Source organism: Curtobacterium sp. MCPF17_031 (assembly GCF_003234035.1).
GTDB lineage: Bacteria > Actinomycetota > Actinomycetes > Actinomycetales > Microbacteriaceae > Curtobacterium.
Genome location: NZ_QKSG01000003.1, coordinates 29145 through 41099 on the forward strand (window position 1 = coordinate 29145; position 11955 = coordinate 41099).

Below are 11955 nucleotides of genomic sequence, written 5' to 3' on the forward strand. Positions count from 1 at the left end.
CCACCCGATCCGTCCGCCCTGGCCGAGGAGCGACCTGATGACGATCCACACCCAGCGACCCGACGCCGCGCAGGCGTCTCCGCCGCCCGAGACCCGCCCCGCCGACCCATCGCGGCCGACGCGGGCCCCACGCACCGACGGCTTCTGGCCGTGGCTGTTCGTGCTGCCGCTGCTCATCGGCGTCGGGACGTTCTTCATCTGGCCGATCCTGCAGACGTTCTACTACTCGTTCACGAGCTGGGGGGTGTTCGGCGGATCGAGTTTCACCGGGTTCGCGAACTACGCGCGTCTGCTGTCCGACCCGCAGCTGTACCAGTCGCTGTTCAACACGGTCGTCTACACGGTGATCGTGCTGCTCGGCATCCCGGTCGCGGTCTGGCTCGCGAGCCTGCTGAACACCCCGGGCCTGCGCTTCGCCCAGTTCTACCGGGTGCTGTTCTTCCTGCCGTACGTGGCGATGCCCGCCGCGATCGCGCTGGTCTGGCGCATCATGTTCAACGGTGACTTCGGCATCGTGAACTGGTTCCTCGGGCTGTTCGGCATCGACGGTCCGTACTGGATCTCGACCCCGGGCTTCGCGCTCGTCGCGGTCTCGCTGGTCGGGCTGTGGTCGTCGCTCGGTTTCTCGATGATCATCCTCGGCGCCGGGCTCAAGGACATCCCGCCGGAGCTGTACGAGGCCGCCGAGCTCGACGGGGCGAGCCGGTGGCGGCAGTTCCACTCGCTCACCGTGCCGCTGCTGACACCGAGCATCTTCTTCGTGCTCATCATCACGACGATCTCGAGCTTCCAGCTGTTCGACCTGCTCTACGCCATCCTCGGCTCCACCAACCCGGTGATCCCGAAGACGATGTCCCTCGTCTTCTACTTCTACAGCGCCGGGTTCATCGACAACGACAAGGGCTTCGCGGCTGCGATCGCGATGGTGATCTTCGTGCTCATCGGGATCATCACCGTCGTGCAGTTCCGGGTCCAGCGGAAGTGGGTCCAGTCATGACCGGCATCATCGAGGCGCACGGCAGCAAGCTGACGGCGGCGACGAAGGCCGCCAGCCGCACCCGGGTCCGTGCCGACGCCCGCCCCAGTCGCCGCGGCGGCAGCCACTGGTGGATCCACGTGGTGCTCGGCATCGGCGGGTTCGTGATGGCGTTCCCGTTCCTGTGGCAGATCATCATGGCGCTCTCCACGAACGCCCAGGTGACCGCGCCCACGCCGACCTTCTGGCCGGGTGAACTGCAGTGGGGCAACTTCGTCCGCGTCTTCGACCGCCTGCCCTTCCTCAGCCAACTCGGCACGTCGATCTGGGTGACCCTGATCCGTACCGCGGCGCAGATCGTGCTCTGCACCCTGGCCGGCTACGCCTTCGCCCGGATGCGGTTCCGGGGACGGGCCGTCATCCTCGGGATCGTCCTGTCGATCCTGCTGGTGCCGTCGCAGGTGTACCTGATCTCGCAGTACCAGATCGTGCAGGGGCTCGGCTGGCTCGACACCCTCGCCGGCATCGTCGCCCCCGGCCTGTTCAGCGCCTTCGGAACGTTCCTCATGCGGACCGCGTTCCTCAACATGCCGGCCGAGCTCGAGGAGGCCGCGCGCATGGACGGCGCGAACCCGTTCCAGACCTTCTGGCGGATCATGCTGCCGCTCGCCCGACCGTCGATCAGCGTGCTCGCGATCACGACCGTCCTGTGGTCCTGGAACGAGCTGCTCTGGCCGCTCGTCGTCTCGACCCGCGCCGAGGACATGCCGCTCGCGGCGGGCCTCGCCACCCTGTCGAGCGACCGGACCATCGACTACCCGCTGCTGATGGCGGCGAGCCTGATGGCGATGGCGCCGGTGCTCATCATGTTCATCGTGCTCCAGCGCCGGGTGATCGACGGGCTCGCCTCCTCCGGGCTCAAGTGAACGCGGCAGACGTCGGACGGGAGGCTCGCCCCGACCCCGTCGCGCTCCTCACCGCCGTCGTCGGCTCGCCAGGCGGGCCCGCGGGGCTGGCGCCGGCGCTCGAGGACGCTGTGCGACACCTCGGCCCGAAGGGGCGGGAGGCGGCTCTCCTCGCCGCCCTCCGCGCGGTGCTCCCGGTCACCGAGCAGTGGCTCGCCACCCACGGCTGCAGCCCGGAGGACGCCGCGTCGAGCGTCGCCGACGTGGACCGCAAGGTCGACCGCTACGGCCTGGACGGCACCGGTCTGGACTGGCTCGTGCAGGTGGCGACCGGTCGCGTGGTGGCCGTGGGGCGCCTCCAGTTCGAGCGGGCCGCCCAGCTGCCGGATGGGACACCGGCGTGGGGGGTGCACGTGCCGGAGGTCGGACCGCTGGACCCGGACCCGTGCGACCGCTCCTTCGCGGCCGCGCCCGCGGTGCTCCGACGGCTCGACCCGGCGTCCATGGTCGAGACGTTCGTGTGCTCGTCGTGGTTGCTCGATCCCGAGGTCGCGGCCGTACTGGGGCCGTCGTCGAACACCGCGCGGTTCGCAGCCCGGTTCACGCTGCTGCCAGGACCCCCTGACCCGCACGAGTCGCACGAAGAGGGCGACGACTCGATGGCGAAGTTCGTCTTCGGCACCGACCTGGCGTCCGCGCGTCAGGCGGTGCCCACCGGCCGACTGCAGCGTGCCGTCCAGGAGCGGTGGGCCGCCGGCGGGCACTGGTCGGAGCGCACCGGGACCGCTCCGGTCGGCGTACCGTCACGGACATGAGCGCACCCGACCGAGACCACCTGGACGACGGCGTCGACATGACCTTCGAGGAGCGTCGCCACGACACCTTCCGTCGGATGTCGGGCTCCGACGAGCACGACGAGGCGCCGCGGGTCGAGGTCGAGGAGACCGAGTCCGGCGACGTCCGTATCGACATCGCCGACAGCGCCGCCGTCCGACCGGGCGACTGAGCGACGCCGCCGGAGGGCGCCCGCGCGGTCCGACTGGCGCAGCGGCACCTGGGCCCACACCGGAAGCGCGATTTCCGTATGTGATACTCCAGTTCCTTGCTAACTTCCGAACATGACCACCAGACATCCGCCGTCCCGACCTGCCTCCCTGCTCGCCACGATCGTGGTGCTGGCCACGACCACGGTCCTCGTGTCGGCAGGTCCCTCCGAAGCCCTCGTCCCCTCCACGCCGCGCGGCGCAGCCGCCGAGACCGGCGGCGGTCGCGCTGCGCCGCGCGTGCTCCTGGTCGAGGACTTCGAGCACGTCGTCGGCACGGGACCGACCCGACTGGACCAGTACGTGGGTGCGGACGGGGAGCGGTACACGGCGGATCCCGGGTGGATCAACGTCGCACAGTGCAACGGCATCGTGGCCGCCGCGACCACCCCCGGTCTGCCGTGCCCGCAGCTCGCGCCGCTGTACCACGCGCTCGGGCAGGTGAACGGGTCCGATCCGAGGACGAACCACGGCGTCGGCGCCTGGACACTGGACCGACCCGTTCCGGCGGACGGTGTGCAGATCCGCACGCTGACGCCGCTCCCCCTGCCGGTCAAGGACCGGTTCGTCACGTTCGGCGTCGACGCGGTCGCGACCTCGTGCTCCCAGGCGGCGCACCCTCGGCTCCGCTTCGGCCTGCTCGACGGCGGTGTCGAGCACCGGGTCACCTCGACGGCCATCGACCCGTGTACATCGCCGGGATCGCGCACCATCAACGCCCTCGGTGTCACGGTGCGTGGCGGACGTTTCGTTTCCGACGCCGCGGTGCTGTTCACCGGCGACACGCTCGGCTGGGTGATGCGGAACGCCGAGGCGCGCGATGTGGGCAACGACGGCGCGATCGACGGCGTCACCGTGTACGACGCCACGCCGGTGCTCGAGCACGCCTTCGACGGGTCGTCCCCGTACGTCGGCGAGACCGCACGCCTGACCTACACGGTGCAGAACACCGGTGAGGGTGGCGCGAAGGCGGGATGGTCGTTCCGGGAGACACTCCCGGACGGGCTCACGCTCGCGGCAGACCCGCACGCGGGGACCACGTGCGCCGACAGCAGGGTGGACGCGGACCCCACCGGCACCGCGGTCGCGGTCACCGGTGGCCTCCGTTCCGGCCAGGGCTCGTGCACCGTGGCGGTCGACGTGACGAGCGAGACGGCCACCACTTTCGCACTCACCGCCGGAACGGTCGCCGAGCGCATCGGGCTCGACCCACCCGGGGAGACGAAGATCACGTTCCGCGCCGAGGACGCCGCTCTGTCGGTCACCGACCTGCCGGTGCTCGACGACGGTGACGGTGACGGCCGGGCCGACCTCGACGAGGGGCTCCGCTTCGCGCAGACCGTCGAGAACACGGGCGGCCGCCCGCTGCGCGACCTCGTCGTTACCGGGACCAACGGTCCCGTGACGTGCGCGGTGACCGAGCTGGCACCGGGCGCGTCGACGGACTGCGCCAGCGCCTCCCGTCCGGTCCGCCAGGAGGACGTCGACCGCGGCTCCGTGCAGGACGCCGTCACGGCGACGGCGGCCTCACCACGGGGCGTGGAGGTGTCGGCCGACGCGGCAGCGGAGCAGCCCGCCGACCGTCGGTCTGCCGTCGCGACCACGCTCGACGCTCGCCTCCCGTCGGACGGACCGGCTGTTCCCGGCCAACTCGTCGAACTGACCGCGACGGTTACGAACACCGGGACGACGACGCTCACCGGGGTCATCGTCACCCTGCCGAGCCACCCCGATTCGTCCGTGTCGTGCCCCGGTGCGCCCCTCGCGCCCGGCGACACCGTCAGGTGCACGGTGACGGGCCACGCGCTCACACAGGTGGACGTCGACGCGGGCCGCGTCGCGTTCACGAGTTCGGCGACCGGCACGGGCCCGGCCGGTGACACCGTCTCGGCCCAGGCGGAGGACGAGGTGGAGCCCGCGCAGGTCGCGGAGCTCGGCACGGACCTGAGTGCCCACCTCGCCGTGACGGACCACTCGGTGCCGTACGCGGGCGACGGAGTCGAGATCGCGCTCACGGTCACGAACACGGGGAACGTCTCGCTCCGAGACCCCTCCGTTACCATCGACGAGCGCACCGACCTGCCCGTACGTTGCCCCGCGGGTGTGCTCGCCCCCGGGCAGAGCGTGCCGTGCACGGTACCGGCCACGGCGCTGACCCAGGACGACGTGGAACGCGGTACCGTCCCGTTCGCGGAGACGGCCGTGGCCATCGGTCCGGACGGAGCCCCGGTCAGCGCCACCGACGGCGTCGTCGTCGGCCTCGGCGCGGCGTCGGCGCTGTACCTGGAGAGCGACTGGACCCCCTCCGCCCGGACCCTGCACGCCGGCGACGCCATCGCGTCGCGGTACCGGGTGACGAACACGAGCAACCTGATCGCGTCGACGATCGGTGTCAGCAGCGCTGCCGCAGGGACGATCACCTGCGACACCGACGCGCTCGAGCCGGGTGCGACCACGGAGTGCGCCGCCGACCGGGACCGCCGATTGACCCCGGCCGACGCGGCTCGTGGGCACGTCGACTTCGTGGCGGTCGCGGCCGGCAGCGTCGGCCGTGCGGACGCGCCGTCGACGACCCCGTCCGAGCCGGAGGGAGCGGTGCCGGTCCGGTCCACCGAGATGACGGCGTCCTTCCCCGTGGTCTCGGCCGTCCCACCCGTGCACAGGCCGGCTCCGGCAGCGGCGCTCGCGTTCACCGGGAGCGGGATCCTGTGGGCCGGGCTCCCGGCCGTGGGACTGCTCGCCCTCGGCGTCGGAGCGCTGCTGGTCGCGCGTTCTGCACGGCTGCGGCGTGACGGGCACCCCGGGGAAGTCGGCGCGTGACGGTGCGGCGAGGACGGTGGGGCACGGCAGAATCGTCGGCGTGCACATCGTCCTCGCCCGTGTCGACGGCGGCCTCACCGCGACGCCGCTGACGGACGCGGGAACGTCGGACGGTGCGCCGGTGCGCCTGACCGAGTCGGGCCTCCCGGCCTTCGTCGCGGCGCACGAGGGACCGGGCGTCCGCTGGGTCTGGTCCGACACCGCACGCTGGTACCCGGCCGTGCTGGCTGCGGGCGGTCGCGTGGCCCGATGCGTGGACCTCCGACTCGGCCACCGGCTGCTCCGCACCGCCCTCGCCACCCGCGGTTCCGCCCTCGCGCAGGCGCCGCTGAGCGCCTGGGACGCCGCCGCCGCTCTGGAGGCCCGTCCCGCGCCCGCCACGCAGGCCTCGCTCTTCGACGACGACCTGTTCACGGTCGCCCCGGCCGACGACGACCTCGACCCGGTCGCCGAGCTCCGGGCGCAGCTCGACGCGGTGGCCGGTGCGAGCGAGCCGGGAGCGCTGCGCCTGCTCCTCGCGGCGGAGTCCGCCGGCGCGCTCGTCGCCGCGGAGATCAAGTACGCCGGGCTGCCCTGGCGGACCGACGTGCACGAGCGGCTGCTCGCCGACGCCCTCGGCCCGCGGGTGCCGTACGGGGTGCGGCCCCGGAAGCTCGAGGAGCTCGCCGCGGTCCTCCGGCAGCGACTCGACGACCCCGACCTCAACCCGGACTCGCCCGCGGACGTCCTGCGCTCCCTGCGGCGGGCCGGACTCGTCGTGGACAGCACGCGGAAGTGGGAACTCGAACGGCTGGAGCACCCGGTGATCGAACCGCTCCTGGAGTACAAGCGCCTGTACCGCCTGCTCACCGCCAACGGGTGGACGTGGCTCGACGAGTGGGTGCAGGACGGCCGGTTCCACCCGGAGTACGTCGTCGGCGGGGTGGTGACCGGTCGCTGGGCGGCGAACGGTGGCGGGGCCCTGCAGCTGCCGAAGCAGGTGCGCGGAGCTGTGGTCGCGGACCCCGGATGGGAGCTCGTCGTCGCCGACGCGGCGCAGCTCGAACCGCGGGTCCTCGCCGCGATGTCGGGCGACACCGACATGGCCGCGGCCGGGGACGGACAGGACCTCTACGACGGGGTCGTGGCCTCCGGTGCGGTGCAGACCCGGCAGCAGGCGAAGATGGCGATGCTCGGCGCGATGTACGGCGCGACGCAGGGCGAGGGCGGGCGGTTCGTCCCCCGGTTGGCCCGGGCCTTCCCGCGGGCGCTCGACCTGGTCGAGCAGGCGGCCCGGGCGGGGGAGCGGGGCGAACCCGTGACGACCCGGCTCGGTCGGACGTCGCCGGTGCCGGAGCAGTCGTGGTTCGAGGCGCGGAACCGGGCGTACTCCGTGGACGGCACCCCCGCGATGCAGCGGGCCGTCGAGTCCCGGGCCCGCAGCTGGGGACGGTTCACACGGAACTTCGTGGTGCAGGGCACGGCGGCCGAGTGGGCGCTGTCCTGGATGGGCGGCCTGCGCACCCGACTGGCCGCGCGGGGCGACGGGCCCGTCACGTCCGGGCCGCACATGGTCTTCTTCGTGCACGACGAACTCGTGGTGCACGCACCGGCCGCGGACGCCGAGTGGGTGGCCGAGCAGGTCCGGGCCGCGGCGGTCGACGCCGGGCGGATCATGTTCGGTGGCTTCCCGGTCACCTTTCCGCTGACGGTCGCGGTGGTCCGGTCGTACGACCAGGCGAAGTAGCGACCCGACCGGGTCCCGGGTGCTGCCGCGGTGGCGCCCCGGTCGAGGCCGGCCGTGCCCGCACAGCCGCTGACGGGCAGGCTGGTCCGATGGAAGAGCACCACGCACCCGGCGGCCGACCACCCGTGATCGGCGGAGCCGAGCGCGAGCGCGTCGACCGCACCGTCGGCGACGTCGACCTCACCCGGTGGCGCACGCGGGTCGGCCGGAGCGTCGCCGACTCGTGGGCGGCACTCGGCCGCCGCTACGGGGCGCTCCCGCTGCTGCTGCTCACCCTGCTCGTCGGGATCGGCATCGCCGCGGTCGCGACGTGGGTGGCCTCCGAGGTCTACGACGCCGTGCGTGAGTCCGACGACGTCGCCGTGCTCGACCGACCCGTCCTCGACTGGATGCTCACGCACCGGTCGCCCGCGCTCGACCAGGGCGTCACGTGGTGGACCGACATCGCCGGCACCATCGGGATGCCGATCGTCGCCGTGCTGTTCCTGGTCGGCCTGACGATCCAACGCAGGGCGTGGACGCCGCTCGTGCTCCTCGTCGCCGCGAGTGCCGGCTCCCTGGCCATGACGATCGCGGGCAAGGACCTGATCGGTCGAGCCCGGCCGCCGATGTCCGACGCCGTCCCGCCGTTCGAGCACTCGCCGTCGTTCCCGTCCGGGCACACCCTGAACGCCACGGTCGTCGTCGGCACGATCGTGTACCTGCTGCTCCTCCGGCAGACCCGCGTCGTGGCCCGGGTCTGGACGATCGTCGTCGGGACGCTGTTCGTGCTGTCGGTCGGTGTCTCGCGGGTGTTCCTCGGGCACCACTGGACCACCGACGTCCTGGCGGCGTGGGCGCTCGGGCTCGCCTGGCTGGCGCTCGTCGTCACCGCGCACCGGCTGTACCTGACCGCGCTGCACCGGGGCGCTGAGCCGACCCCGTCGTGAGAACTTGAATTACACCCATGTGATTTCAAGTTCACGGCGATTGACTTGAACTTCGGCGGCAGTGTTTCAAGAAACGGCCTCTAAACTTGAAGGATGGACGTCGAGCGGTTCCGTCGCAGCCCAGTCGGACACCTCGTTCCCCTCGCGGGGACGGACGGGCGGACCGGCGAACGGTACGACCACTTCGGTTTCGTCCCGGACCCCCTCGGCGATCCGCCGTCGCTGTCCGGCGGGACGTGGACCGTGGTGTCCCGGGCCAACCGGTCCCTCGGTGCCCTCGAGCAGGGTGCGTCGCTCATCCCGAACCCTGGGATCCTGCGGCAACCGACCCTGCGCCGAGAAGCGCAGAGCACGTCGGCACTCGAAGGGACGTTCGCACCTCTGGACGACGTCCTCGCCGCCGAAGCCGTGGGTTCCGGAGAGCGCTCGGCGGCGCTCGCGGAGGTGCTGAATTACATCGAGTCGGCCGAGATGGGGTTCACCTGGGTCCACGACCGGCCGGTCACCACGGGGCTCCTCGAGGAGCTCCAGTCGGTCCTGGTCCGAGGCACTCGTGCGGACACGGCCCAGGCCGGCCGCGTCCGGAGCATCCCGGTCGCCATCGGATCGCACGGCGGTGCGATCGAGGACGCGCGGTTCGTGCCGATGCCGCCCGGCGTGCCGCTCCGGAGCGCTGTCGACGACCTGCTCCGGTGGGTAGCGGACGCCGACGAGATGCGCGTCGACCCTGTGGTCGCAGCGGCGATGGCGCATTACCAGTTCGAGACACTGCATCCGTTCAACGACGGCAACGGTCGCCTCGGCCGGTTGCTGATCGTCCTGCAGTTCATGCGCTCGAGGATCCTGACCGAACCGTTGCTCAGCGTTTCGCCCTGGTTTGAAGCGCGACGGGAGCGCTATCAGGACGCCCTCGCAGCGGTGAGTGCGGACGGGGACTGGGACTCGTGGGTAGCGCTCTTCGCAGAGGGCATCCACCGGTCGGCAGTCGACACCGGCGAGCGCCTGACTGCGTTGCTCGCGGTGCAGTCGAGCTACCGTGATCGCATCCGGGACAGCGGACTCCGCGGCATGGTCGTGGACGTGGTCGATTCGCTGATCGGTTCCCCGTTCGTGACGATCCCGATGGTGGCCAGGGCGACCGGCAAGACCTACCAAGCCGCGAGCAGCGCGGTGCAGCGCCTCCAGGACGTCGGCATCCTCGATGAGGTCGAGCGGCAGGGAGTGCGGATGTTCCGTGCCACCGACGTGGTTCGTGTGACGACCCGACCGGTGCGTCGGTCGGCACCCTGACCGCGCTGCACCGCGGCGCCGAGCCGACCCCGTCGTGACGGGGCTGCGCGCCCTCGTCAGGTCAGCCCGGTAGGTTTCCGGCATGGAAGAACGGCTGATCGGCGGCAGGTACCGGGTGACCGGGACCCTCGGGCACGGCGGGATGGCATCGGTCTACCGCGCCGTCGACGAGCAGCTCGGTCGAGAGGTCGCCGTCAAGCTCTTCCGCATCGGACCCGTCGACCACGGTGAGCGTGCGCGCGCCGAGGCCGAGATCCACGTGCTCGCCGGCCTCCGCAGCCCGAACCTCGTCACCCTGTTCGACGCGGCCCTCGACGACGTCGACGGCGACTCGTTCCTCGTGATGGAGCTCGTCCCCGGCAGCGACCTCGCCACCCGTCTCCGCGAGGGTCCGCTCGACCCGACGACCACGGCCCGCGTGGGTGCGCAGGTCGCCGAGGGGCTCGCCGCCGTGCACGCCCAGGGCATCGTGCACCGTGACGTGAAGCCCGCCAACGTCCTCCTGGAGCAGGACGGCGAGCACGTCAAGCTCGCCGACTTCGGCATCGCGCTGCTCCGCGACGCTGCCCGTGTCACCGGCACCGGCACCGTCATCGGGACGGCCGCGTACCTGGCTCCCGAGCAGGTCCTCGGCCAGCCCGTCACCGGCGAGGCCGACGTGTACGCACTCGGCCTCATGCTCCTCGAGGCCCTGACCGGCAAGCAGGCGTTCCCGGGCAGCGCGGTCGAGGCCGCCACCGCCCGACTCGCCCGAGCGCCCGAGATCGACCAGCACCTGCCGACGGCGTGGCGCACGCTGCTGCACGTCATGACGGCGCAGCACCCGGAGGACCGTCCGTCCGCCGCCGAGGCTGCCGCACGCCTCCGAGCACTCGGCAGGGACGAGGTCGCGCCCGCCACGCAGCTCCTGCCGGGAGGCCCGGGGGCAGTCACGCGCGCCGCCGCCGGTGCCGGGGTGGCCGGTGCAGCCGCCGCCGGCGCAGGTGCCGGAACCGCATCCGCGGACGAGGCGACGCGCGCGATGCCGGTGCATGGAGCCTCCCGCCCGGACGACGCCACCCGGCGGCTCCCGACCCAGTCCCAGCCGGCGCGGAGTGCGGACGACGACGTGGCCACCACGGTCCTCGGGACGCCGGGAGCCGCAGCAGCCGGTCCGGGTGGTGGCGCCGGTGGTCGTGCGGGCGGGCCCGCTGCTCCGGCCCGGCCGCTCGCCACGGACCCCGACGAGCCCCGGCGGAAGCGCTGGGTGGTGCCGCTGATCGTCCTGGCGGTCCTCGTGGTCGCCGGCATCGTCGTCGCAGCCCTCGCATTCAACCGTGACGACACCACGTCACCGAGCCCCAGCGAATCGACGCAGCAGACCGCACCGGCCGACGACCAGCCGAGCTCCGAGCCGTCCGACGAGTCCAGCGAACCCGCCCAGCAGCAGCCGAGCCAGCCGGCCGACCAGCCGTCGGAGCAGCCCTCCGAGCCGACGCAGGAACAGCCGTCCGAGGAACCCTCGGAGCCGTCGGACGAGTCGAGCGAGCCCACCGACCAGCTGCCGACGACCGCACCGGTGCCGGGCAACGACACGACGCTGCCCGTGCAGGACCCGCTGGACACCGGGGTGGACACGACCTCGCAGCAGGGCCCGGCCGACAGTGGTCCGGGCGGGGCGACCGGTCCCGGGAAGTCCGGAGACGCACCGGGCCACAACAGATGACGAGGCTGACCTGCCGTCCACCTGGGCGGAGCACACTCGACCCATGTCGATGAGTGCACCGTTCGATCCCCAGCAGCAGGGCAGCGACGTCCCCGTGGACGGCTCCGACCAGGACGAGCTCGAGGTGGAGGAGTCGCGTGCGGCTCCCCCCGCTGACGAGCCGTCCGGGGCGGACGTGTCCGGCGCCGATGCGATCGGCGACTCCGGGGACTCCCCGGTCCGACACGACGACGAGGACGCGGCCGGCGGCGGCCCGGTGTTCCGGACCCCGCATCCCGGCGACCGTCTGCACCCGGGCGACCTCGGCGACTGACCAGCGCACGTTGCGCGGACTCCCGGGTCGGCCGGGCATGCTCGTCGGATGTCGATGAGCAGTGCGTTCGACCCGTCAAAGGGTCTCGCCATCCCCGAGGAGCAGGCCAGCGGCGACGGGCTCGAGCTCGACGACGACCCGGCCGCGCTCGGGATCCGGTTCGAGGTCGTGTCCGGTGGGTCAGCGGACCCCGCGGCAGCGCTGCCTCCGCGTGAGCCCGACGAGGACGACGCGCCAGCGCCCTGAGT

At 72.4% G+C, this 11955-nt stretch carries 11 protein-coding genes; all 11 read left to right on the forward strand.

What is annotated here, in order from left to right:
• The first annotated feature begins 37 nt into the window (after nucleotides 1-37).
• A complete protein-coding gene (locus DEJ31_RS05400) occupies nucleotides 38-997 on the forward strand; it encodes a carbohydrate ABC transporter permease (protein WP_110903621.1) in 960 nt (319 codons plus the stop codon).
• A complete protein-coding gene (locus DEJ31_RS05405) occupies nucleotides 994-1902 on the forward strand; it encodes a carbohydrate ABC transporter permease (RefSeq protein ID WP_258366178.1) in 909 nt (302 codons plus the stop codon). The genes DEJ31_RS05400 and DEJ31_RS05405 overlap by 4 nt, the downstream gene beginning before the upstream one ends.
• The gene (locus DEJ31_RS05410) at nucleotides 1899-2696 is read left to right on the forward strand and encodes a hypothetical protein (RefSeq protein ID WP_111043545.1); all 798 of its coding nucleotides are present in this window, start codon (nucleotides 1899-1901) and stop codon (nucleotides 2694-2696) included. Before DEJ31_RS05405 ends, DEJ31_RS05410 begins: the two co-directional genes overlap by 4 nt.
• Entirely contained in the window at nucleotides 2693-2887 is a 195-nt protein-coding gene (locus DEJ31_RS05415; RefSeq protein ID WP_110903623.1) for a multidrug transporter, read from the forward strand. Before DEJ31_RS05410 ends, DEJ31_RS05415 begins: the two co-directional genes overlap by 4 nt.
• 112 nt (nucleotides 2888-2999) lie before the next feature.
• Nucleotides 3000-5744, forward strand: coding sequence for a hypothetical protein (locus DEJ31_RS05420; protein ID WP_111121387.1), 2745 nt, complete (start codon nucleotides 3000-3002; stop codon nucleotides 5742-5744).
• 40 nt (nucleotides 5745-5784) lie between these two features.
• Entirely contained in the window at nucleotides 5785-7470 is a 1686-nt protein-coding gene (locus DEJ31_RS05425; RefSeq protein WP_110903702.1) for a bifunctional 3'-5' exonuclease/DNA polymerase, read from the forward strand.
• 89 nt (nucleotides 7471-7559) lie between these two features.
• Nucleotides 7560-8399, forward strand: coding sequence for a phosphatase PAP2 family protein (locus DEJ31_RS05430; RefSeq protein WP_110903625.1), 840 nt, complete (start codon nucleotides 7560-7562; stop codon nucleotides 8397-8399).
• A 93-nt stretch (nucleotides 8400-8492) separates the two neighbouring features.
• Entirely contained in the window at nucleotides 8493-9689 is a 1197-nt protein-coding gene (locus tag DEJ31_RS05435; protein WP_111043543.1) for a Fic family protein, read from the forward strand.
• Between the two features lie 82 nt (nucleotides 9690-9771).
• Nucleotides 9772-11394, forward strand: coding sequence for a serine/threonine-protein kinase (locus DEJ31_RS05440; protein ID WP_111121388.1), 1623 nt, complete (start codon nucleotides 9772-9774; stop codon nucleotides 11392-11394).
• A 43-nt stretch (nucleotides 11395-11437) separates the two neighbouring features.
• Nucleotides 11438-11707: a hypothetical protein gene (locus tag DEJ31_RS05445; protein WP_111043541.1), complete on the forward strand. Its 270-nt coding sequence runs from the start codon at nucleotides 11438-11440 to the stop codon at nucleotides 11705-11707.
• A 48-nt stretch (nucleotides 11708-11755) separates the two neighbouring features.
• Entirely contained in the window at nucleotides 11756-11953 is a 198-nt protein-coding gene (locus DEJ31_RS05450; RefSeq protein WP_110903628.1) for a hypothetical protein, read from the forward strand.
• The last annotated feature ends 2 nt before the right edge of the window (nucleotides 11954-11955 follow it).